21 protein-coding genes are annotated in these 22,698 nt (G+C 69.1%); 4 read left to right on the forward strand and 17 right to left on the reverse strand.

The genetic code is table 11. The annotated features are described in order from the left end of the window. The first annotated feature begins 58 nt into the window (after positions 1-58). The 3 genes from ACWFRJ_RS15950 to ACWFRJ_RS15960 are packed head-to-tail and all read left to right on the forward strand — an operon-like array spanning position 59 to position 3,896. Entirely contained in the window at positions 59-805 is a 747-nt protein-coding gene (locus tag ACWFRJ_RS15950) for a toll/interleukin-1 receptor domain-containing protein (protein ID WP_453530008.1), read from the forward strand. Next, positions 802-2,793: a hypothetical protein gene (locus tag ACWFRJ_RS15955; RefSeq protein WP_453530011.1), complete on the forward strand. Its 1,992-nt coding sequence runs from the start codon at positions 802-804 to the stop codon at positions 2,791-2,793. The genes ACWFRJ_RS15950 and ACWFRJ_RS15955 overlap by 4 nt, the downstream gene beginning before the upstream one ends. Next, positions 2,790-3,896, forward strand: a complete 1,107-nt coding sequence (locus ACWFRJ_RS15960) for a hypothetical protein (protein WP_453530014.1) — start codon at positions 2,790-2,792, stop codon at positions 3,894-3,896. Before ACWFRJ_RS15955 ends, ACWFRJ_RS15960 begins: the two co-directional genes overlap by 4 nt. Positions 3,897-3,978: 82 nt before the next feature. Here ACWFRJ_RS15960 and metK read toward each other — a convergent pair whose 3' ends face one another. From metK to pyrR, 13 genes are all read right to left on the reverse strand, one after another. Continuing rightward, on the reverse strand, positions 3,979-5,187 hold the full coding sequence (gene metK, locus ACWFRJ_RS15965; protein ID WP_453530017.1) for a methionine adenosyltransferase: 1,209 nt from the start codon (positions 5,185-5,187) through the stop codon (positions 3,979-3,981). Positions 5,188-5,520: 333 nt separating this feature from the next. After that, complete coding sequence (gene coaBC / locus ACWFRJ_RS15970; RefSeq protein ID WP_453530020.1) at positions 5,521-6,732, reverse strand: bifunctional phosphopantothenoylcysteine decarboxylase/phosphopantothenate--cysteine ligase CoaBC; 1,212 nt, start codon at positions 6,730-6,732, stop codon at positions 5,521-5,523. A gap of 120 nt (positions 6,733-6,852) precedes the next feature. Beyond that, positions 6,853-7,125: a DNA-directed RNA polymerase subunit omega gene (gene rpoZ / locus ACWFRJ_RS15975; protein ID WP_005319902.1), complete on the reverse strand. Its 273-nt coding sequence runs from the start codon at positions 7,123-7,125 to the stop codon at positions 6,853-6,855. A 76-nt stretch (positions 7,126-7,201) separates the two neighbouring features. Next, positions 7,202-7,795: a guanylate kinase gene (gene gmk / locus ACWFRJ_RS15980; protein ID WP_389914760.1), complete on the reverse strand. Its 594-nt coding sequence runs from the start codon at positions 7,793-7,795 to the stop codon at positions 7,202-7,204. Positions 7,796-7,833: 38 nt separating this feature from the next. Continuing rightward, positions 7,834-8,157 (reverse strand): integration host factor, encoded by a 324-nt coding sequence (locus ACWFRJ_RS15985; RefSeq protein WP_005319887.1) that lies wholly within the window; start codon positions 8,155-8,157, stop codon positions 7,834-7,836. 287 nt (positions 8,158-8,444) lie between these two features. Further along, positions 8,445-9,290, reverse strand: a complete 846-nt coding sequence (gene pyrF / locus ACWFRJ_RS15990) for an orotidine-5'-phosphate decarboxylase (RefSeq protein ID WP_453530024.1) — start codon at positions 9,288-9,290, stop codon at positions 8,445-8,447. Further along, a complete protein-coding gene (locus tag ACWFRJ_RS15995) occupies positions 9,287-10,393 on the reverse strand; it encodes a quinone-dependent dihydroorotate dehydrogenase (protein WP_453530027.1) in 1,107 nt (368 codons plus the stop codon). The genes pyrF and ACWFRJ_RS15995 overlap by 4 nt, the downstream gene beginning before the upstream one ends. Positions 10,394-10,456: 63 nt before the next feature. Beyond that, positions 10,457-13,765, reverse strand: coding sequence for a carbamoyl-phosphate synthase large subunit (gene carB, locus ACWFRJ_RS16000; RefSeq protein ID WP_453530030.1), 3,309 nt, complete (start codon positions 13,763-13,765; stop codon positions 10,457-10,459). After that, on the reverse strand, positions 13,758-14,915 hold the full coding sequence (gene carA / locus ACWFRJ_RS16005; RefSeq protein ID WP_453530033.1) for a glutamine-hydrolyzing carbamoyl-phosphate synthase small subunit: 1,158 nt from the start codon (positions 14,913-14,915) through the stop codon (positions 13,758-13,760). The genes carB and carA overlap by 8 nt, the downstream gene beginning before the upstream one ends. After that, positions 14,912-15,520 carry a PH-like domain-containing protein gene (locus ACWFRJ_RS16010; protein WP_453530036.1) on the reverse strand — a complete coding sequence of 203 codons (609 nt, stop codon included), beginning with the start codon at positions 15,518-15,520 and terminating at the stop codon, positions 14,912-14,914. Before ACWFRJ_RS16010 ends, carA begins: the two co-directional genes overlap by 4 nt. Next, the gene (locus ACWFRJ_RS16015) at positions 15,517-16,806 is read right to left on the reverse strand and encodes a dihydroorotase (protein ID WP_453530039.1); all 1,290 of its coding nucleotides are present in this window, start codon (positions 16,804-16,806) and stop codon (positions 15,517-15,519) included. The genes ACWFRJ_RS16010 and ACWFRJ_RS16015 overlap by 4 nt, the downstream gene beginning before the upstream one ends. Positions 16,807-16,810: 4 nt before the next feature. Then, positions 16,811-17,797 (reverse strand): aspartate carbamoyltransferase catalytic subunit, encoded by a 987-nt coding sequence (locus ACWFRJ_RS16020; RefSeq protein ID WP_453531144.1) that lies wholly within the window; start codon positions 17,795-17,797, stop codon positions 16,811-16,813. An 83-nt stretch (positions 17,798-17,880) separates the two neighbouring features. Next, the gene (gene pyrR / locus ACWFRJ_RS16025; RefSeq protein ID WP_383271943.1) at positions 17,881-18,453 is read right to left on the reverse strand and encodes a bifunctional pyr operon transcriptional regulator/uracil phosphoribosyltransferase PyrR; all 573 of its coding nucleotides are present in this window, start codon (positions 18,451-18,453) and stop codon (positions 17,881-17,883) included. A 197-nt stretch (positions 18,454-18,650) separates the two neighbouring features. On the opposite strand from pyrR, the gene bldD reads away from it, so the two are divergent. Further along, positions 18,651-19,151, forward strand: coding sequence for a transcriptional regulator BldD (bldD, locus tag ACWFRJ_RS16030; protein WP_135330908.1), 501 nt, complete (start codon positions 18,651-18,653; stop codon positions 19,149-19,151). Between the two features lie 207 nt (positions 19,152-19,358). Here bldD and nusB read toward each other — a convergent pair whose 3' ends face one another. The 4 genes from nusB to ACWFRJ_RS16050 all read right to left on the reverse strand — a co-directional run bounded on the left by nusB (position 19,359) and on the right by ACWFRJ_RS16050 (position 22,546). Next, positions 19,359-19,793, reverse strand: coding sequence for a transcription antitermination factor NusB (gene nusB / locus ACWFRJ_RS16035; protein ID WP_453530043.1), 435 nt, complete (start codon positions 19,791-19,793; stop codon positions 19,359-19,361). 2 nt (positions 19,794-19,795) lie between these two features. Then, positions 19,796-20,362 (reverse strand): elongation factor P, encoded by a 567-nt coding sequence (efp, locus tag ACWFRJ_RS16040; protein ID WP_453530046.1) that lies wholly within the window; start codon positions 20,360-20,362, stop codon positions 19,796-19,798. A 60-nt stretch (positions 20,363-20,422) separates the two neighbouring features. Then, on the reverse strand, positions 20,423-21,529 hold the full coding sequence (locus ACWFRJ_RS16045; protein WP_453530049.1) for a M24 family metallopeptidase: 1,107 nt from the start codon (positions 21,527-21,529) through the stop codon (positions 20,423-20,425). A gap of 75 nt (positions 21,530-21,604) precedes the next feature. Further along, positions 21,605-22,546 (reverse strand): Pro-rich N-terminal domain-containing protein, encoded by a 942-nt coding sequence (locus tag ACWFRJ_RS16050; RefSeq protein WP_453530051.1) that lies wholly within the window; start codon positions 22,544-22,546, stop codon positions 21,605-21,607. Between the last annotated feature and the right edge of the window lie 152 nt (positions 22,547-22,698).

Here is a 22,698-nt window from a genome sequence, read left to right on the forward strand (position 1 = left end):
CACCCGCCCACTGAGACACCCACTGAGACACCCGCTGAGACGGAAAGGTCATTTCGCCATGCCCGATGTCTTCGTCAACTACCGCACAGGGGACGGCGACCAGACCGCCACCACCCTCCACAACGCGCTCACCGCGCGGTTCGGCACAGGCCGGATCTTCCGTGCCAACAAGTCCATCCCGCCCGGTGCGTTCTTCGACGAGGAGCTGACGCGCGGCGTGCGCCGCAGTGGCGTTCTCCTGGCCGTCATCGGCCCCGACTGGATCGATCACCCCGCTCTGCGCCGCCAGGAGGACTGGGTGCGCAAGGAACTTCTGGAAGCGTTCCGGTGCGGCATTCCCGTCGTACCCGTCCTTGCCGGACGGCGCACCGAACGCCCCACGAGAAGCCAGTTGCCAAGGCCCCTGGCCCGCCTCGCCGACTGCCAGACGCTGCGCTACGACAACCAGAACGACGCGTACGACATCCAGCGCATCGGTGACGCGCTCATCGACCTGATCCCGGAACTCGCAAGGGCCGAACAGGCCGGGACAGCCAGTACCGCCGGGACGGACACGACGCAGAACAACGTGGGTACGGTGCAAGGCGGCACCGTCGTCCAGGCGGGCACCGTGAACGGCGACGCAGGCACTGTCATCAAGGGAGCCCCGGGGCCGGTCCACACCGGCACCGGCAATCTGTACAGCAACTCGGCCCACGTCACCGGTGACAACGCGATCTCGACGTTTGTCGCTGGCGACAACCACGGCGGCATCCGACAGGACTTCGACGCGTCTCACCGACGGAACAAGGACGACGAACGGTGAGCGGCGACTCCCGTACGGATTTCTCCGGTCCGGCACATGCCGTCAACAGCGGTTCCGGGAACATGAACATCACGTTCACGAACCCGGCGGAAAGTCCAGCGGAGAACCTACTCGAATCCCAGCCCACCGCCCGTCGGCGTGTGGCCGAGAGCCAACTACGGCACCTGCAGCAGCAGTTCTCCCGTCCCGCGCACATCAACTCCGCGTACGACGTCCTGGAGTCCAGGAACATTCTCTTCCTGGACGGGGAGCCGGGCAGCGGCAGGAGCTCCACCGCTCGCGTCCTGCTGTGCGAACTCCCCCGCGGGACAGGGACGTACCACGAACTCACCACCGAGCCCGACGAGGGAAAGGCCCCGCGCCTCTCGGTGGACTTGATCGGCGAGCAGGATCGGATGCTCCTCGACCTCTCCGCCGCGAACGAGCGATTGTGGAACACCGTCCAGGCACAGCTGTGGGATTTCTACCACGTCCTCCAGAGCAAGCACGCCCATCTGGCTGTGGTGCTCCCGAAACTGCGGCCGGACCAACTGGCCCCCGAGTTTCTGACGTTCCGCAGGAGAATCGCGCCACCCGACCAGCTGGATGTCATCGTCCGCCACCTGCGCTGCGGCGGCCTCGACACCAGGATCTGCGACCCGCCTCCCTCGGCTCTGCTCTCCTTCATGGAGACGAAGCCCTCCATGCGGGAACTGGCCCGGCTGGCGGTCCGGATCCTGGAGATGCACGCGGCCGAGCACGAAGCGGGCGCCTTCGGTGCCTGGTGCGAACAGGCCGTCGCAGAGCAGACCGATCGCGGCCCGGAGGTCGCCGAGCTCGTTCCTCATGTGCGCAGAGGACCGCAGCGCGCCCTGCTCCTTTCCTCAGCGCTGCTGCATGGAGCGCGGGCCGAGGCCGTGCACGTGGCTACAGCGGCCCTGCTCTCGGCCACCAAGTCCCCGGTGGAGGTCCGCCCCCTCCTCGAGCATCCCGGACTCGACGAACGTCTGGAGAAGATCGACGCCGTCTCGGACGGTGCCTTCCGAGTCCGTTTCGAGAGGCGCGGCTTCGCCCGAGCCGTCCGGCGACACTTCTGGACCACCAGGCCGGACCTCAGAGAGCCGCTGCGTTCCTGGGTCTGCCAGATGGTCGGCCTGCCGGAACTCACCGACGCCGACCGCGAGCATCTCGTCCGCCGCTTCACCGAACTGTGTCTGTCGACCGAAGACACCGGGGAGTTGATCCACCTCGTCAACGATTGGACCGATGCCCCGGCACGGAACCACTGGTTGCGAGCCGCAGCGCACCTGCTCGAACAGAGCGTCCTCAGCGAAGCTTGCGGCGGGGAATTCCGACACCGGATCTACGAATGGTCCACGCAACGGCAGCTCTCCGCCAGTCTGCGCCACGTACTCGTCGAAGTCTGCGAGAAGGTCATGTCGGTACGCCACCCGGAGGCCGCGCTGGTCCGGTTGCACCACTTGGCCCGTAACGAGCAGTCCCCGGGGATCGCTCGTGAAAGCCTTCTGCGCTACGTCACCAACGACCCTGAGGACCTGCGGCTCCACCTGCGTCTGTTGGACCGCCTCACTGTCCGGTCCTCCGACGCCCACCGGCGGCCGGACACCGATCTGTTCCTCGATCTCACGGCTCCGACAAGGCTCCCGAAGCCCTTCCTTCGCTCCTCGACAACCCGAAGCTGGCTCACGGCGGGGTGGGCCGCCGCCTTCGTTCACGCCGAGCCGGAGCGCTGGACCGCTTGCGCCGCGACATGGATCTCCGCAGCCGACGCCACGAGTGACCACGCCATAGCAAACCGGCTCTTCGATGTCCTGGTGGCTGCGGCAGAGACCCGGTACGCGCTTCTCAGTCGCCTCTACGCGTCGGCCCGGCAGCACGCCCGGCCCGAGCTTTCGGCGCTGCTCCTGCGAAAGATCAACGAGGCCCAGACCCGACGCGTGTCACGAGACTCGACCATGCCGCGACAACAGGAGGCAGCCCCCTCATGAGCACCGGACAGAAGACGGTTTCGACCTTCCTCACCCTCATCTGCGCACTGCTCGTCCTCATCCTCGGTCTCTGCCTCGACTGGCCGTTCTGGGTGTGGCCCACAGCCGTCGCCTTGCTGCTGTCCGCCCTGGCGGTGGCCGCAACGGCCGCAGCACGGGCACGCAGGCGGGACCCGTTCCCACCCGGCACAGTGCCCGAGCGGCCCGTCCCCCCGGTCGAGCGCCGCGAGGTGTACGTGGACCGGATCTCCCTGCCCAGCCGGTTCGCGGACTACGACTTCTTGTTCTCGGCCACCGTCCGTTGGTGCCCGGCGGACGCGTCGGCCGACGTCTCGCTCATCAATGCGGGCGCCCTGGCGATGGACGCCGTCATCGAACGTGCCCGCGCCGTGACCTCGTGCCGCAAGCCCTTCAGAAGCTCCCTCGTCCAGCACGAGCTCAGCGGTGCGCTGGGAGTGATGGAACCGGCCCCCGGCGGACACATTCGTGCCATGGCCCTGGACGTCGTCCTCGTGCTCCCGGACGAGGACCAGCAGCGCCTGGACCGTCTCGCGGCCATTCGGAAGAACGAGGATCTCTGGGAACACGAGCGCAACTACGAGCGCAACAAACGCGAGTACCTCGGCGGTGACGTCCTGCGGGACACCGGCAGCGCGGTCGTGTGGTGGCTCGCGAAGAACGACGACCATGTGGAGAAGGCCGTCAACGACATCGGCATGCTGGCCCGCCTCACCTCCGCCGCCAACAACGAAGAGGTCGCCGAGCCGTTCCGGCATCTCGTGCCGGAGGCATTCCCACCGATCACGCTCCCGGAGCCGGAATCTGACGTCTTCGGGAAGTCCTCTGCGTTCGAAGAGTCCCTCGCTCAGGAGGCCCCCACGGAGCCGAGCGCCGCGGAGGCTTTCACCGACTTCATACGACGGTTGGGACGCACTCCGGGCGACGAGGAATGCCTGATGCTGGCCGAGCAGGTGGCCATGAACATAGAGGACTGGGACGAAGACACCGCCCAGGAGATACGTCGCCGCTTCGCCGCGCAGCCAGCTGCCGCGGCAGCGTCCCCGAACGGATCCGACCCGGCTGCGCCCTCGATCGAATCCTGACCACGCTGCCCCGCCGCCTCAACGGATCGGGGCCCGGCCCTCCCGTAGGAGAGCCGGGCCCCGAAGCCTGGAAGGGCGAGCCTTAAAGCCCCGCAGCCTTCCGCAGAGCATCCACCCGATCCGTCCGCTCCCACGTGAAGTCGGGAATCGCCCGGCCGAAGTGGCCGTACGCGGCGGTCTGCGCGTAGATCGGGCGCAGCAGGTCCAGGTCGCGGATGATCGCGGCCGGGCGCAGGTCGAAGACCTCGGCGATGGCGGCCTCGATCTTGTCGGTGTCGACCGTGGCCGTGCCGAAGGTCTCCACGAACAGGCCCACCGGCTCGGCCTTGCCGATCGCGTAGGCGACCTGGACCTCGCAGCGAGCTGCGAGACCCGCGGCGACCACGTTCTTGGCGACCCAGCGCATCGCGTAGGCGGCGCTGCGGTCGACCTTGGACGGGTCCTTGCCGGAGAAGGCGCCGCCGCCGTGGCGGGCCATGCCGCCGTACGTGTCGATGATGATCTTGCGGCCGGTCAGGCCCGCGTCGCCCATCGGGCCGCCGATCTCGAAGCGGCCTGTCGGGTTGACCAGGAGGCGGTAGCCCTCGGTCTCCAGCTTGATGCCGTCATCGAGGAGCGCCCGCAGCTCGGCCTCGACCACGAACTCCCGGATGTCGGGGGCGAGGAGCGAGTCCAGGTCGATGTCCGACGCGTGCTGCGAGGAGACGACGACCGTGTCGAGGCGGACGGCCTTGTCGCCGTCGTACTCGATGGTGACCTGGGTCTTGCCGTCGGGGCGCAGGTACGGGATGGTCCCGTTCTTGCGGACCTCGGAGAGGCGGCGCGAGAGGCGGTGCGCGAGGTGGATCGGGAGCGGCATCAGCTCCGGCGTCTCGTCGCACGCGTAGCCGAACATCAGGCCCTGGTCGCCCGCGCCCTGCTTGTCGAGCTCGTCCTCGTCGCCCTCGACACGCTTCTCGTACGCCGTGTCGACGCCCTGCGCGATGTCGGGGGACTGCGAGCCGATGGACACCGAGACGCCACAGGAGGCGCCGTCGAAGCCCTTCTTGGAGGAGTCGTAACCGATCTCGAGGATCTTGTCGCGCACCAGCTGCGCGATCGGCGCGTACGCCTTGGTCGTCACCTCACCGGCCACGTGCACCAGGCCGGTGGTGATCAACGTCTCCACGGCGACCCGGGATTTCGGGTCCTCACGCAGAAGGGCGTCGAGAATGGTGTCGCTGATCTGGTCAGCGATCTTGTCGGGGTGACCCTCGGTCACAGACTCCGAGGTGAAGAGACGGCGGGACACATCGCTCCCTGTGGTTGCAGCGGCTGCTGGCTGATCATTGGTGGACGGCCGGGAGCTGCGCCCGGCGTCGTCCGAGACCAGTTTATCGGTCGCACTCGGCCGCCGGAGCACGTGTCTCGCCACTTGGGAGGGCTGTGACCTGCGGCACTGCATTGTGCGGTACGACGATCGTTCTCCACCAGAGGGCCTCACGCCCGAATTTCATGGGTTTGAGGCCCCCAGTGGGGCGATTGTGACACTCGGGCCCAGGTTTTCGTGCCTGTTCCGGTGAGGCTTGGGCAGGCGACTTTTTCTGGCGGCCTCCGGCTTTTTCCGGAGGTCACCTTATTTTTTTCAGGAATTCTTCGGCAGGCGTTCAGCCACCAGATCCCAGACCGTGTCCGCGAGCGCTTCCTTGGGTCCGTACGGCACGGGGGTCTCGCTGCCGTCCGCGCCGAGCACGACCGCCTCGTTCTCCTCGGAGCCGAACGTCTTGCGCTCGCCCACCTCGTTGATGACGAGCAGGTCGCAGCCCTTGCGTTCCAGCTTGGCGCGGCCGTTGGCGAGCACGTCGTCCGTCTCGGCGGCGAAGCCGACGACGACCTGGCCGGGGCGCGGCCTCTCGCCCGCGATCTCGGCGAGGATGTCGGGGTTGCGGACCAGGGCGATGGGCGCCGGTTCCTGGCCGTCCTTCTTCTTGATCTTTCCTGCCGCGTACGTCTGCGGGCGGAAATCGGCCACGGCCGCCGCCATCACCACGGCATCGGCGTCCGCCGCGGCCTTGATGACCGCTTCACGGAGCTGGACTGCGGTGCCTACGGGCAGTATGTCGACGCCCGCGGGCGCGGGGAGGGCCGCGTTCGCCGACACCAGCGTGACCCGGGCGCCGCGTGCCGCCGCGCTGCGGGCGAGGGCGTACCCCTGCTTGCCGGAGGATCGGTTGCCCAGGAAGCGGACCGGGTCGAGCGGCTCGCGCGTGCCGCCCGCGCTGACGACGACATGCCGGCCCGTGAGGTCCTGGGCCAGATCTCCGCGCGCCAGGACACGACGTACGACGTCGAAGAGCTCCACCGGATCCGGGAAACGGCCCTTGCCCGTGTCCACGCCCGTGAGGCGGCCGACGGCGGGCTCGACGACGAGGGCGCCTCGGCGGCGCAGCGTGGCGACGTTCTCCTGCGTGGCCGGGTGTTCCCACATCTCCGTGTGCATGGCGGGCGCGAAGATCACCGGACAGCGGGCGGTGAGGAGCGTGTTCGTCAGGAGGTCGTCGGCGAGGCCGTGGGCCGCCTTCGCCATCATGTCGGCCGTCGCCGGGGCGACGATCACGACGTCCGCGGACTGGCCGATCCGTACGTGCGGCACTTCGTGGACGTCGGACCAGACCTCGGTCGAGACCGGGTTGCCGGACAGGGCCGACCATGTGGCCGCCCCCACGAAGTGCAGTGCCGACTCGGTCGGCACGACGCGTACGTCATGGCCCGACTCGGTCAGCCGCCGCAGCAGCTCACAGGCCTTGTACGCGGCGATACCGCCGCTGACCCCCAGAACGACCTTGGGCTTGCCCACGGTGCCTCCCCGCACTCCTGATCCCCGTAATCGGGAACGTACGACTCCATCACACACCACAGGCCCGGCAGTCGCTCTGCCGGGCCTGTGGTGAATAAAACTGCGAGAAAAGAACTGTGACTACTGCGCCGGGCCCTCGATGGCCTCGGACGTCAGCAGGCCCGCGTTGATCTCACGGAGCGCGATGGAGAGCGGCTTCTCGTGGACGTGGGTGTCCACCAGCGGGCCGACGTACTCCAGCAGGCCCTCACCGAGCTGCGAGTAGTACGCGTTGATCTGGCGCGCGCGCTTGGCGGCGTAGATCACGAGGCTGTACTTCGAGTCGGTCGCTTCGAGGAGCTCATCAATCGGCGGGTTGATGATGCCCTCGGGCGCAGTGATGGAAGAGGACACTCTCTGCCTTCCGATGGGGATTGATCTTCGAATGGAGATGTGGAGATCAATCCGGGATTACTGAGGATGAAGAAGATCAAACAACTTTCATCAAGGCTAGCAGCTCGCGCGCCACGTCCTCGACGGAGGTATTGACCAGGGTGGTGTCGAACTCGGCCTCGGCGGCGAGTTCGATCTTTGCCGCGGCGAGCCTGCGCTCGATCACCACGGGCTCCTCGGTGCCCCGGCCGGTGAGCCGGCGCACCAGCTCCTCCCAGCTCGGTGGGGCGAGGAAGACCAGCTGCGCCTCGGACATCGACTCGCGGACCAGGCGTGCGCCCTGCAGGTCGATCTCCAGGAGGACGGGCTCGCCCGCCTCCAGGCGCTCGAGGACGGCACCCCGGGGGGTGCCGTAGCGGTTGCCCGCGAACTCGGCCCACTCGAGCAGCTCGCTGTTGGCGATCAGTTTGTCCATCTCTTCGTCGGAGACGAAGAAGTAGTGGACACCGTGCTTCTCGCCGGGGCGCGGCTTCCGCGTGGTGGCGGAGACCGAGAGCCAGACCTCGGGGTGTTCTTTGCGCATATGAGCGACGACCGTGCTCTTGCCGACCCCGGAGGGGCCGGAGAGCACGGTCAGCCGCGGACGTACGTCCGGGGGTACGGGGGTCGTCCCCCGGGATGTTGCAGCCATGCAGCGATTATCCAGGTTCTCAGGAGTGCCTGAGAACGTCAGGCAGCGCCACCGCCGAACTCACGCTCCAAGGAGGCGATCTGATTGGAGCCGAGACCGCGCACACGGCGGCTTTCGGAGATGCCAAGACGCTCCATGATCTGCTTGGCGCGGACCTTGCCCACGCCCGGCAGGGACTCCAGGAGAGCGGAGACCTTCATCTTGCCGATGACATCGTTCTCCTGACCCTGCTTGATGACCTCGTGAAGGGAGGCGCCGGAGTGCTTGAGTCGATTCTTGACCTCGGCCCGCTCCCGGCGAGCCGCGGCGGCCTTTTCGAGCGCGGCTGCGCGCTGTTCAGGGGTAAGGGGCGGAAGAGCCACGCCTACGTCACCTCGGATGTCGAACTGTCGGATACGGACCGGTGAGGAACCTAGTCGCCCCACACCTGGTGAGCAACGTGCAACGCGCTTGCCCGTTCGCTCTCGTCGGAGACTAGCGGGCATGGCCGCCAGAGTCAGCGAGAACAGACGAAAAGTCCTGGTCAGCCTCTACCGAGGTGTGCATTTCGGGCATTTCACCCCGGATTTGGCCTGGTGAGCCATCAGCGAGACGTGAGGACGTGGCCGGACACGTCCTTCGAAGGCGGAAAATCACCCTCGGGGCACCCTCACGCCGACGCGACGGCCTCACGGATCTCGTCCGCGAACCGGCTCGCCGCGACCCGAAGGCCCGCGACATCGGGACCCTCGCGCAGGACGCCACGGCTGACGCTCGGCACCACATTGCGTACGACGTCTCCGAAGACGCCCGGCAGATCCGCCGGGGTGGCACCCTGCGCACCGATGCCGGGGGCGAGCAGCGGGCCGTTGACCGCGAGGTCGTACGAGGAGAGGTCCCCCAGCGTCGCCCCGACGACGGCCCCGAAGGACCCCAGGGGCTCCGCGCCCGCGTTCTCGGCCGCCAGGTGCCCGAGCATCGTCGCGCCGATCGTGCGGCCGTCCTCGCGCACCGCGTGCTGCACCTCGGCGCCCTCGGGGTTGGAGGTGAGGGCGAGCACGAAGAGCCCGGTGCCGTTCTCGCGCGCGAGGTCGACGGCCGGCTTCAGCGAGCCGTAGCCGAGGTAGGGCGAGACCGTGAGGGCGTCGCTGAACAGCGGCGAGTCCTTGTGCAGGAAGGTCTCCGCGTACGCGGCCATCGTCGAGCCGATGTCACCACGCTTGGCGTCCATGACCACCAGGGCGCCGGCCGCGCGCAGCTCCTGGACGGCCTTCTCCAGGACGGCGATGCCGCGCGAGCCGAAGCGCTCGAAGAACGCGCTCTGCGGCTTGAAGACCGCGACACTTTCCGCGAGTGCCTCGACGACCGTCGCCGTGAACCGCTCCAGGCCCGCCACGTCGTCGTTCAGGCACCAGGCGGACAGCAGGGACGCGTGCGGGTCGATGCCGACGCAGAGCGGCCCACGCTCGTCCATGGCGGCGCGCAGGCGCGTACCGAAGGGTTCAAGAGCACTCATGCGGGCTTCCTCACGTCGGCGCCGACTGCCTCGGCGAGCGTGGCGTACGGCGAGTTGTTCAGACGGGCGGCGAGGCCCTTGTGGATCGCGCGGCCCCAGAAGGGCCCTTCGTAGATGAACGCGCTGTAGCCCTGCACCAGGGTGGCGCCCGCGAGGATCCGCTGCCAGGCGTCCTCGGCGTTCTCGACGCCGCCGACGCCCACCAGGGTGATGCGGTCGCCCACGCGCGCGTAGAGGCGGCGCAGGACCTCCAGGGAGCGCTCCTTGAGGGGCGCTCCGGACAGTCCGCCGGTCTCTCCGTAGAGCGAAGGGTCGGACCGCAGACCGAGGCTCTCTCGCGCGATGGTCGTGTTCGTGGCGATGATGCCGTCGAGGCCCAGCTCTACGGCCAGGTCGGCGACCGCGTCGATGTCCTCGTCCGCGAGGTCGGGGGCGATCTTCACCAGGAGCGGCACGCGCCGCCCGGTGACGCTGCGGTCGGCCGCCTCGCGTACGGCGGTGAGCAGCGGGCGAAGCGACTCCGTGGCCTGGAGGTTGCGCAGGCCCGGGGTGTTCGGGGACGACACGTTCACCACGAGGTAGTCGGCGTGGGCGGCGAGCCGCTCGGTCGACTTCACGTAGTCGGCGGCGGCCTCCTCCTCGGGCACGACCTTGGTCTTGCCGATGTTGACGCCCACGACCGTCTTGAAGACGGCCCTGCGGGCGTCCAGGCGCTCGGCCACGGCCGCCGAGCCCTCGTTGTTGAAGCCCATGCGGTTGATCAGCGCACGGTCCTGCACGAGGCGGAAGAGACGCTTCTTGGGGTTGCCGGGCTGCGGCTCCCCCGTGACGGTGCCGATCTCGATGTGGTCGAAGCCCAGCATCGACATGCCGTCGATCGCGACGGCGTTCTTGTCGAAGCCCGCCGCGAGGCCGAAGGGCCCGTGCATCCGCAGACCGAAGGCCTCGGTGCGCAGTTCCTTGTGGCGCGGCGCGAGCACGGCCGCGACGAAGGTGCGAAGCACGGGGACGCGGGCCGCGAGCCGGATCCAGCGGAAGGCCATGTGGTGGGCCTGCTCCGGGTCCATGCGCTTGAAGACGAGGTTGAAGAAGAACTTGTACATGGTCGAGTCCTCGGTGTTCTCACCAGAAGGGGGACACCGGATCGGTGTCCCCCTGGTGGGCTGCTAGTCGCGGGCCGCGGTCAGATGCTCCGCGTGTTCCTGGAGTGAACGGACGCCCACGTCCCCGTGGTTGAGCGCGTCGATGCCCTGGACGGCGGCGGCAAGCGCCTGGACCGTCGTCAGGCAGGGCACGGAGCGGGACACGGCCGCCGTACGGATGTCGTAGCCGTCGAGGCGGCCACCCGTGCCGTACGGGGTGTTGATGATGAGGTCGACCGCGCCGTCGTGGATGAGCTGGACGATGGTCTTCTCACCGTTCGGGCCCTCGCCCTCGCTCTGCTTGCGCACGACCGTGGCGTTGATGCCGTTGCGCTTGAGCACCTCGGCCGTGCCGGAGGTGGCGAGCAACTCGAAGCCGTGCGCGACCAGTTCACGCGCCGGGAAGATCATCGAGCGCTTGTCGCGGTTGGCGACGGAGATGAAGGCACGGCCCTTGGTCGGCAGCGGACCGTACGCGCCCGCCTGCGACTTGGCGTACGCCGTGCCGAACACCGAGTCGATGCCCATGACTTCACCGGTGGAGCGCATCTCCGGGCCGAGGATGGTGTCGACGCCACGTCCGTGGATGTCGCGGAAGCGCGACCACGGCATGACGGCCTCCTTCACCGAGATCGGCGCGTCCATCGGCAGCGTGCCGCCGTCACCGGTCGCCGGGAGCATGCCCTCGGCGCGCAGTTCGGCGACGGTCGCGCCGAGCGAGATGCGCGCGGCGGCCTTGGCGAGCGGCACCGCGGTCGCCTTCGAGGTGAAGGGGACGGTGCGCGAGGCACGCGGGTTGGCCTCCAGGACGTAGAGGATGTCCCCGGCCATCGCGAACTGGATGTTGATGAGGCCGCGTACGCCGACGCCCTTGGCGATGCCCTCCGTGGAGGCCCGCAGGCGCTTGATGTCGTGGCCGCCGAGCGTGATGGGGGGCAGTGCGCACGCCGAGTCGCCGGAGTGGATGCCGGCCTCCTCGATGTGCTCCATGACGCCGCCGAGGTAGAGCTCGTGGCCGTCGTAGAGCGCGTCCACGTCGATCTCGATCGCGTCGTCGAGGAAGCGGTCGACGAGGACAGGCCGCGAGGGGCTGATCTCGGTCGACTCCTCGATGTACGCGGAGAGGCGGGTCTCGTCGTACACGATCTCCATGCCGCGGCCGCCGAGCACGTACGACGGGCGGACCAGGACGGGGTAGCCGATCTCGTCGGCGATGGCCTTGGCCTCGTCGAAGGTGGTGGCGGTGCCGTGCTTGGGCGCGGGGAGACCGGCCTCGGCGAGCACCCGGCCGAAGGCGCCGCGGTCCTCGGCGGCGTGGATGGCCTCGGGCGGGGTGCCCACGACCGGGACGCCGTTGTCCTTGAGCGCCTGCGCCAGACCGAGCGGGGTCTGGCCGCCGAGCTGGACGACGACGCCCGCGATCGGCCCCGCCTGCGCCTCGGCGTTGACGATCTCCAGGACGTCCTCGAGCGTCAGCGGCTCGAAGTACAGACGGTCGGAGGTGTCGTAGTCCGTGGAGACGGTCTCCGGGTTGCAGTTGACCATCACGGTCTCGTAGCCCGCGTCGCTCAGCGCGAAGGAGGCGTGGACGCAGGAGTAGTCGAACTCGATGCCCTGGCCGATGCGGTTGGGGCCCGAGCCCAGGATGATGACCGCGGGCTTCTCGCGCTTGGCGACCTCGTTCTCCTCGTCGTACGAGGAGTAGAAGTACGGCGTGTTGGCGGCGAACTCGGCGGCGCAGGTGTCGACCGTCTTGTAGACCGGGCGGACCCCGAGCGCGTGCCGGACCTCGCGGACGACGTCCTCGCGCAGGCCGCGGATCTCGGCGATCTGGGCGTCGGAGAAGCCGTGCCGCTTGGCCTCGGCGAGCAGGTCGGCGTCCAGGCGCTCGGCGGCGGCGAGCTCGTCCGCGATCTCCTTGATCAGGAAGAGCTGGTCGACGAACCAGGGGTCGATCTTGGTGTACTCGAAGACCTCTTCCGGCGTCGCGCCCGCGCGGATGGCCTGCATGACGGAGTTGATGCGCCCGTCGGTCGGCCGGACGGCCTCTTCCAAAAGAAGGGCCTTGTCACCGGGCTCGCCCACGAAGGTGAACTGCGAGCCCTTCTTCTCCAGGGACCGCAGCGCCTTCTGCAGCGCCTCGGTGAAGTTGCGGCCGATCGCCATGGCCTCGCCGACCGACTTCATGGTGGTCGTCAGGGTCGAGTCCGCCGAGGGGAACTTCTCGAAGGCGAAACGCGGGGCCTTGACCACTACGTAGTCGAGCGTCGGCTCGAAGGAGGCCGGGGTCTTCTCGGTGATGTCGTTCGGGATCTCGTCAAGCGTGTACCCGACGGCGAGCTTCGCGGCGATCTTCGCGATCGGGAAGCCGGTGGCCTTCGACGCGAGCGCCGATGACCGCGAGACACGCGGGTTCATCTCGATGACGATGACCCGCCCGTCCGTCGGGTCGATGGCGAACTGGATGTTGCAGCCGCCGGTGTCGACGCCGACCTCGCGGATGATCGCGATGCCGACGTCACGCAGGTCCTGGTACTCGCGGTCGGTCAGCGTCATCGCGGGCGCGACGGTGATCGAGTCGCCGGTGTGCACGCCCATCGGGTCGAAGTTCTCGATGGAGCAGACGACCACTACGTTGTCGTGCTTGTCGCGCATCAGCTCGAGCTCGTACTCCTTCCAGCCGAGGATGGACTCCTCGAGGAGCACCTCGGTGGTCGGCGAGAGCGTGAGGCCCTGTCCGGCGATGCGGCGCAGTTCCTCCTCGTCGTGCGCGAAGCCGGAACCGGCGCCACCCATGGTGAAGGAGGGGCGGACGACGACGGGGTAGCCGCCCAGCTCGTCGACGCCCTTGAGGACGTCGTCCATGGAGTGGCAGATGTACGAGCGGGCGGACTCGCCGAGCCCGATCTTCTTGTTGACCTCTTCGACGACGCCCTTGAAGAGCTCGCGGTCCTCGCCCTTGTTGATCGCCTCGACGTTGGCGCCGATGAGCTCGACGCCGTACTTCTCCAGGACGCCCTGCTCGTGCATGGAGATCGCGGTGTTGAGCGCGGTCTGGCCGCCGAGGGTCGGGAGCAGCGCGTCGGGGCGCTCCTTGGCGATGATCTTCTCGACGAACTCGGGGGTGATCGGCTCGACGTACGTGGCGTCGGCGATCTCCGGGTCGGTCATGATCGTCGCCGGGTTGGAGTTGACCAGGATGACGCGCAGGCCCTCGGCCTTCAGGACGCGGCAGGCCTGGGTGCCGGAGTAGTCGAACTCCGCTGCCTGGCCGATCACGATCGGGCCGGAGCCGATGACCAGGACGGACTGGATATCGGTGCGCTTAGGCACGCTGGGCTCCTTCTGCGGTCATCAAAGATACGAAGCGGTCGAAGAGGTACGCGGCGTCGTGCGGGCCCGCGGCCGCCTCGGGGTGGTACTGGACGCTGAAGGCCGGCTGGTCGAGCAGCTGAAGCCCCTCCACCACCTGGTCGTTGAGGCATACGTGGGAGACCTCGGCCCGCCCGAAGGGGGTGTCCGAGACCTTGTCGAGGGGCGCGTCGACGGCGAAGCCGTGGTTGTGCGCGGTGACCTCGACCTTGCCGGTCGTACGGTCCTGCACCGGCTGGTTGATGCCGCGGTGGCCGTACTTCAGCTTGAAGGTGCCGAAGCCGAGGGCGCGGCCGAGGATCTGGTTGCCGAAGCAGATGCCGAAGAGCGGCGTCCTGCGTTCGAGCACGCCCCGCATGACGGAGACGGGGTGGTCCGCGGTGGCCGGGTCGCCGGGGCCGTTGGAGAAGAACACGCCGTCGGGGTTGACCGCGTACACGTCTTCCACCGTGGCGGTGGCGGGCAGGACGTGCACCTCGATGCCGCGTTCGGCCATGCGCTGCGGGGTCATGCCCTTGATGCCGAGGTCCACGGCGGCGACCGTGAACTTCTTGGTGCCGATCGCGGGGACGACGTACGTCTCCTTGGTGGCGACCTCGGCGGAGAGGTCGGCGCCCTTCATCTGCGGCGATGCCTGCACCTTGGCGAGCAGGGCCTCGTCGCGGACGCCGGTCCAGGCCTCGCCGGAGAAGATGCCGACGCGCATCGCGCCGCGCTCGCGCAGGTGGCGGGTGAGGGCGCGGGTGTCGATGCCGGAGATGCCGACGACGCCCTGGTTGGCGAGCTGCTCGTCGAGCGAGCGCTTGGCGCGCCAGTTCGACGGCACGCGCGCGGGGTCGCGCACGACGTAGCCGGAGACCCAGATGCGGGCGGACTCGTCGTCCTCGTCGTTCACGCCCGTGTTGCCGACGTGCGGGGCCGTCATGACGACGACCTGGCGGTGGTAGGAGGGGTCGGTGAGGGTCTCCTGGTAGCCGGTCATGCCGGTGGAGAACACCGCTTCGCCGAAGGTCTCCCCCACGGCCCCGTAGGCACGGCCGCGGAAGATGCGGCCGTCCTCCAGGACGAGTACGGCGGGAGTCTTGGCGGCTCCCCTTGTGGAGGTCGTCATCGTGCGGTGCCTTCCGTCGTGCTGGTCGTATGGATCATGTTGTTGATGGCCTCGACCCACTCGGCCTGTTCGGCCGCGTGGTCCGAGCGGAAGCCCGAGTCGAGTCGTTTCTCGCCGTGCTCCCAGGTGACGATCAGCAGACCGCCCTCCGCGAGGACCTTTCCGGCGATGCCCTTGTCGAGGCGGGCCTCGCGAAGCTGGGCGGCCGGGACGAAGAAGTCGGCCGCCCCGGGGCGTACGACGTCGAGGCCCGCGTCCGTGAGGGTCAGCTCCACGCGGCTGCGGGTACCGAGGCCGTGCGCCACGATGCGGTCGAGCCACTGCCCAGCCGTGGTCGAGCCGTGGTAGCGGCCGCTCAGCTCAAGTTTCGCCGGGCCCGGCTCGCTCGGCGCGCTGGGCAGCTCCGGCAGGTCGCCCTGGAGCGTGCCTCGCCATTTCCAGCCCTCGCGCATCAGCCAGTAGACGAGTGCGATGAAAAGCAGGAGGCCGACGACCCAGCCCGCGCGGGCGGCCCAGTCCGTCACGTCGGCCGACTTCTTCTCGGCGGCGATTGTGGCGGCGTTTGCGGCGGCATTTCCTGCGGCCGCAGAGATCAGAGATGTCACGCGAGCTTCCCGTCGACGACCGTGGCGCGGCCCCGCAGCCACGTGTGCGTCACGCGGCCCGGCAGCTCACGGCCCTCGTAGGGGGTGTTGCCGCTGCGCGAGGCGAAGCCCGCGGGGTCCACGACTCCACGGTAAGCCGGATCGAGAAGCGTGAGGTTCGCGGGCTCACCTGCCGAGACGGGGCGTCCGTGGCCCTTCGCCCGGCCGATCTCGGCGGGCTTGACGGACATCCGGTCGGCGACCGCGGCCCAGGTCAGCAGGCCCGTCTCGACCATCGTCTGCTGGACCACCGAGAGCGCGGTCTCCAGGCCCACCATGCCCATGGCGGCCGCGGCCCACTCGCAGTCCTTGTCCTCGTGCGGGTGCGGGGCGTGGTCGGTGGCGACGATGTCGATCGTGCCGTCGGCCAGGGCCTCGCGCAGCGCCATGACGTCGCGCTCGGTGCGCAGCGGCGGGTTGACCTTGTAGACAGGGTTGTACGAGCGGACCATCTCGTCCGTCAGGAGCAGGTGGTGCGGGGTGACCTCGGCGGTGACGTCGATGCCGCGCGACTTGGCCCAGCGCACGATCTCGACGGAGCCCGCGGTCGACAGGTGGCAGATGTGCACCCGCGAACCGACGTGCTCGGCGAGCAGCACGTCACGCGCGATGATCGACTCCTCGGCGACGGCGGGCCAGCCGCCGAGGCCGAGCTCGGCGGAGACGATGCCCTCGTTCATCTGGGCGCCCTCGGTGAGGCGCGGCTCCTGCGCGTGCTGGGCGACGACGCCGCCGAAGGCCTTCACGTACTCCAGGGCGCGGCGCATCATCACGGCGTCGTCGACGCACTTGCCGTCGTCGGAGAAGACGGTGACACCGGCCGCGGACTCGTGCATGGCGCCGAGCTCGGCGAGCTTCTTGCCCTCGAGGCCGACGGTGACGGCGCCGATCGGCTGGACGTCCGCGTAGCCGCCCTCCTGGCCGAGGCGGTAGACCTGCTCGACGACTCCGGCGGTGTCGGCGACGGGGAAGGTGTTGGCCATGGCGAACACGGCGGTGTAGCCACCGGACGCGGCGGCGCGCGTACCGGTCAGGACGGTCTCGGAGTCCTCGCGGCCGGGCTCGCGCAGGTGGGTGTGGAGGTCGACGAGGCCGGGCAGCAGGATCTTGCCCTCGGCCTGGACGACGGTCACGTCGTCGCCCGCTTCGATGCCGGTGCCTACCTCGAGGATGGTCTCGCCGTCGATCAGGACGTCCTGGGGCTCGCCGCCAAGGACCTTCGCACCACGGATCAGGGTCTTGCTCATGTTGTTACTTCTCCTCGGAACCGGTGGGGCGGGTGTGGGTGACGGCGGGTTCGTTGCCGCCCAGGAGCAGGTAGAGCACCGCCATGCGGGTGTGGACGCCGTTGGCGACCTGCTCGATGACCGTGCAGCGGTCGGAGTCGGCGACCTCGGCGGTGATCTCCATGCCGCGGACCATCGGGCCGGGGTGCATCACGATGGCGTGCTCGGGCATCTTCGCCATGCGCTCGCCGTCGAGGCCGTAGCGGCGCGAGTACTCGCGCTCGGTCGGGAAGAACGCGGCGTTCATGCGCTCGCGCTGCACGCGCAGCATCATCACGGCGTCGGACTTGGGGAGCACGCGGTCCAGGTCGTACGAGACGTCGCAGGGCCAGGTGTCCACGCCGACCGGCACGAGCGTGGGCGGGGCGACGAGGGTGACCTCGGCGCCCAGGGTGTGCAGGAGGTCCACGTTCGAGCGCGCGACCCGGCTGTGCAGGACGTCGCCGACGAGCGTGATGCGCTTGCCGTTGAGGTCCTTGCCAAGGCCCGCGTCCCTGCCGACGAGGCGGCGTCGCATGGTGAACGCGTCGAGCAGGGCCTGCGTGGGGTGCTGGTGGGTGCCGTCGCCCGCGTTGATCACCGGGGCGTCGATCCAGCCGGAGGTGGCGAGGCGGTAGGGGGCGCCGGACGCGCCGTGCCTGATGACGACGGCGTCGACGCCCATCGCCTCCAGGGTCTGGGCGGTGTCCTTGAGGGACTCGCCCTTGGAGACGCTGGATCCCTTGGCGGCGAAGTTGATGACGTCGGCGGAGAGGCGCTTCTCCGCGGCCTCGAAGGAGATCCGGGTCCGGGTCGAGTCCTCGAAGAACAGGTTGCAGATCGTGCGGCCGCGCAGCGCGGGCAGTTTCTTGATCGGCCGGTCGGCGACCCGGGCCATCTCCTCGGCGGTGTCGAGGATGAGAACGGCGTCGTCGCGGGTGAGGTCGGCGGCCGAGATGAGGTGTCGCATCATCTGGGTGTACTCCGTCATGTGGAGGTGTGCGGGCACGCGGGCGCGCAGGGGTGTGCCCCGGTGCCCCGTGGGGGAAGCCGGGCCTACGCGGAAGCGGGCTTGGCGCCGAGCAGCACGGCGTCGCGGCCGTCCTCCTCGGCGAGCTGGACCTTGACCGTCTCCCGCAGCGACGTGGGGAGGTTCTTGCCGACGTAATCGGCGCGGATCGGCAGTTCGCGGTGGCCGCGGTCGACGAGGACGGCGAGCTGCACGGCGCGCGGACGGCCGATGTCGTTCAGGCCGTCGAGGGCCGCGCGGATGGTGCGGCCGGAGAAGAGCACGTCGTCGACGAGGACGACGAGGCGGCCGTCGATGCCGTCACCGGGGATCTCGGTGCGGGCGAGTGCGCGCGGCGGATGCATGCGCAGATCGTCGCGGTACATCGTGATGTCGAGTGAGCCAACCGGGATCGTGCGTCCGGTGATTTCTTCGAGCTTCTCGGCGAGTCGCCGGGCGAGGAAGACGCCGCGGGTGGGAATGCCGAGCAGCACCACGTCTTCGGCGCCTTTGGCGCGCTCGACGATCTCGTGTGCGATTCGGGTCAACACCCGTGCGATGTCCGGGCCTTCGAGCACGGGCCGGGCGACATCGGGTTCGTTCGTGTCGTGCGAGTCCATATGAAACGGACCTCCTTCTCCGCCTCACGGGACGGACCTTAAAGGACGTCGAAATTGCGCCATCCACGATACCAGCACCGGCAACACCCCCGGTCACCGCCCCCTCGGAGGGGGCGGTACGGACCATTCGGCTTGACGCACCCAAGTAACGCTGCGTAACCTCACAGTGAGTTACCGTTCTTCGTCCGGGGAGCTATATGTCCAGCGAATACGCCAAACAGCTCGGGGCCAAGCTCCGCGCCATCCGTACCCAGCAGGGCCTTTCCCTCCACGGTGTCGAGGAAAAGTCCCAGGGACGCTGGAAGGCGGTCGTGGTCGGTTCGTACGAACGCGGCGACCGCGCCGTGACCGTACAGCGCCTCGCCGAGCTGGCGGACTTCTACGGGGTCCCGGTCCAGGAGCTGCTGCCAGGCACCGCTCCGGGCGGTGCCGCCGAGCCGCCGCCCAAGCTCGTGCTCGACCTCGAGCGCCTGGCGCACGTCCCGGCCGAGAAGGCGGGACCGCTGCAGCGTTACGCGGCCACGATCCAGTCGCAGCGCGGTGACTACAACGGCAAGGTGCTCTCGATCCGCCAGGACGACCTGCGCACTCTCGCCGTGATCTATGACCAGTCGCCCTCGGTTCTCACCGAGCAGCTGATCAGCTGGGGCGTCCTTGACGCGGACGCGCGCCGCGCCGTCGCCCACGACGACGTCTGATCCTTCAAGGGGCAGCTGAGCAGAAACGTAACGCCGGGGTGGCTGGAACCGATCGGGTTCCAGCCACCCCGGCGTTCTACGTGCGCCCCTGAGCCCTCGCAGGGCGCAGAGGCCCCAGGAGTCCCAGAGAACGCCAGAGGGCCCGCAGCGCGTTGCTGCGGGCCCTCTGAGCGGCATAGGAGGCTTGCGCCTCACACGGTCGCGGCCTTACGCCTCGTCGCGGCGCAGGGTCGGCTTCAGGTCCTTGAAGCGGCCGAGCAGTCCGTTCACGAAGGACGGCGAGTCGTCCGTGGAGAACTCCTTGGCGAGCTGCACGGACTCGTCCATGACCACGGCGTCCGGCGTCTCGTCGACCCAGATCAGCTCGTAGGCACCGAGCCGCAGGATGTTGCGGTCGACGACCGGCATCCTGTCCAGGGTCCACCCGACGGCGTACTGCGAGATCAGCTCGTCGATGCGGCGCGTGTGCTCCGCATAGCCCTCGACCAGCTCCATCGTGAACTCGCTCACCGGCGGCTGCCGGGTGTCGGACCGCGAGTGACGCACCCAGTCCGCGAGGACCGTCACCACATCGGCACCACGCTGGTCGGCCTCGAAGAGGATCTGGAAGGCGCGCTTGCGGGCCGTATTACGAGCAGCCACGGTTAGCTGTTCACCCGGCCGAGGTAGCCGCTGTCACGGGTGTCGACCTTGATCTTCTCGCCCGTGGTGATGAAGAGCGGCACGTTGATCTGGTGGCCGGTCTCCAGCGTCGCGGGCTTGGTGCCACCGGTGGAGCGGTCACCCTGGACACCGGGCTCGGTCTCCTGGATGACGAGCTCGACCGCGGCGGGCAGCTCGACGAAGAGGACCGAGCCGTCGTGCTGCGCGACGGAGGCCGTGAAGCCCTCGATCAGGAAGTTGGCGGCGTCACCGACGGACTTGCGGTCGACGTGCAGCTGGTCGTACGTCTCCATGTCCATGAAGACGAAGTAGTCGCCGTCCATGTAGGAGAACTGCATGTCGCGCTTGTCGATCGTCGCCGTGTCGACCTTGACGCCGGCGTTGAAGGTCTTGTCGACGACCTTGCCGGACAGCACGTTCTTGAGCTTGGTGCGCACAAAGGCGGGGCCCTTGCCGGGCTTGACGTGCTGGAACTCGACGACGGACCAGAGCTGGCCCCCGTCGAGCTTGAGCACCAGGCCGTTCTTGAGGTCGTTCGTGGAAGCCACGGTTGCGGAATCTCCTGGACTGACGTGGACGACCGCGGCGCACGCGCACAGCTCGAAAAGCTAGAGCGCGAGCAGCTCCTTGGTCGTGATGGTGAGTAGCTCGGGTCCGCCGTCCGCCTCGGGGCGCACGACGAGCGTGTCATCGATCCGGACACCACCCCGTCCCGGGATGTGAACCCCCGGTTCGACGGTGACCGGCACGCAAGCGTCCAGTTTACCCATGGCCGCGGGCGCCAGCTGCGGGTCCTCGTCGATTTCGAGCCCCACCCCGTGTCCCATCAACGCAGGGAGACCGTCCGCATACCCTGCGGAGTCCAGTACGTGGCGTGCCGCGCGGTCGATGTCACGGTAGGCCGCACCTGGTGAGAGAGCCTCCCTGCCCGCCCGCTGAGCGGCGAAGACGAGGTCGTAGAGCTCGATCTGCCAGTCCGCGGGAGACGTACCGATGACGAACGTACGTCCGATCTCACAACGGTAGCCGCGGTAGCTGGCCCCCAGGCACACGGAGAGGAAATCTCCTTCCTCCACCCGACGGTCCGACGGCCGGTGAGCGCCGCGGCCGGAGTTCGGTCCGGTGCCGACGGAGGTCGGGAAGGCGGGCCCGTCCGCGCCGTGGTCGACGAGGCGGCGCTCCAGTTCCAGGGCGAGATGGCGTTCCGTACGCCCCACGAGAATGGATTCGAGCAGCTCACCGAGTGCCTGGTCGGCGATCTCGGAGCCGATCCGCAGACAGGAGATCTCCTCCTCGTCCTTGACGAGGCGCAGTTGTTCGACCGCTCCCCCGAGGTCCGCGAGCCGCAGCCTGGGCGCGACGGAGCCAAGGGCGCGATGCCGGGCGACCGTGAGGTCGTGCTCCTCGATGGCCAGCGAGTCGGCACCCTGCGCGGCCGCGAGATCGGCCCCCGCGACGGCCGGATCCCCGCTTGACGCGTCGAGCAATTGCACCCGAAGGGCCGCGTCGGGCCGCCCCTCGCCCTGCTCGTCACCGAGCGGACCGCCGCACAGCAGCAGATCCTCGCTGCTGCCCAGCAGGAGCACGGAGCCGTGCGGCGCCGCTCCCGCGAGATACCGCACGTTGGCGGGACGGGACACCAACGCCGACGCGCTGCCACCCGCGGCACAGCGCTCTCTCAGCCGCTCTCGGCGGGCCGCGTACACCTCTGACATGGGACGAGCCTATGAGCGGCGGCGCGGGACGGCCGGTTCAGCGCGTCCGACCGAGGCATACGGAGGCGGAAGGGCCTACCACTGCGGCGGGCTCGCGATGGAGCGGGCCAGGACGTCGTCAAGGACCCGGGCCGTGGCGGGCACGTCCAGCTGGGAATTGTCGATGATGGGCAGGCCAGAGCCGTACCAACCGGCCATACGGCCGTGGATGCGGGCCACTTCCTCGTCCGTGAGGCGGCGATTGCCGCTGCGCTCGGCGTTGCGCTCCAGGACGATCTCCAGGCCGGGCAGCAGGACCACCGGCAGCAGCCCCGGGCCCACGTGACGCTTCCAACCGCCGAGGCCGACGACAGGGCGGTCGGGGAAGACCGCGTCGTCGAGGATGCACGAGATGCCGTTGGCCAGGAAGTTCCGTGCGGCGAAACCGCAGGTCCGGCGGGCCAGGCGGTACTGCGCCTCGGAGTGGTCGTTCCAGCCGGACTGGGGGTCGGCGAACCCCGAGCGGACCCATTCGCGTACGTCGTCGAGGCTGATGTGGGAGGTCGGCACCCGGCGGTGCTCCGCCCAGTACTTGGCGACGCTCGTCTTGCCCGCGCCCGCGGGGCCGATCAGGAGGACGGCGAGAGTGGTGGCGCCGCTGTCGGCCTGGGCGGTGCCGGGCGGAGGGCTCGGCATGGCGACGGGGCCGCCGGGCGGCAGCTGGATGTGGCCGGTCGTGTCCGGGGTCGGGGGCACGGGGACGCCGCCCGGCATGTGGTTGTGCTGCGGGGCTCCCGGCACCGGGGCGTGCGGGTGCGCGGCCGGTCCCTGCGGATGGGGGCCAGGTCCCTGCGGATGAGGGGCCGTGCCCGGTGGGTGCGGGGCGCCGGCGAAGCCCGGCGCGGGAGGCGGTGGGCCGCCCGGCGCGGCACCCGGCGGCGGACCGCTCGGGTGATGTGCGGCCGGGGACCAGCCGGTGGCTGGTCCGTGCCCCGGCTGATGGGGCGGCGGCAGCGGAGACCCCACTGCGTGCTGCATCCGGTGCCACTCCGTCTCGTGCGACTGACGCTGGTCGGGCGGCGGCCGGGGCCACCCGTTACCGAACGGTACCGCCCCCGGCCGACGTTGTGTGAACGGCCGGGGAGGCCGCAGGGTGCCCGTGGCTTGTTCCGATGGGCCGATTCGGCGCT

It is taken from the genome of Streptomyces sp. NPDC055239, assembly GCF_053606205.1.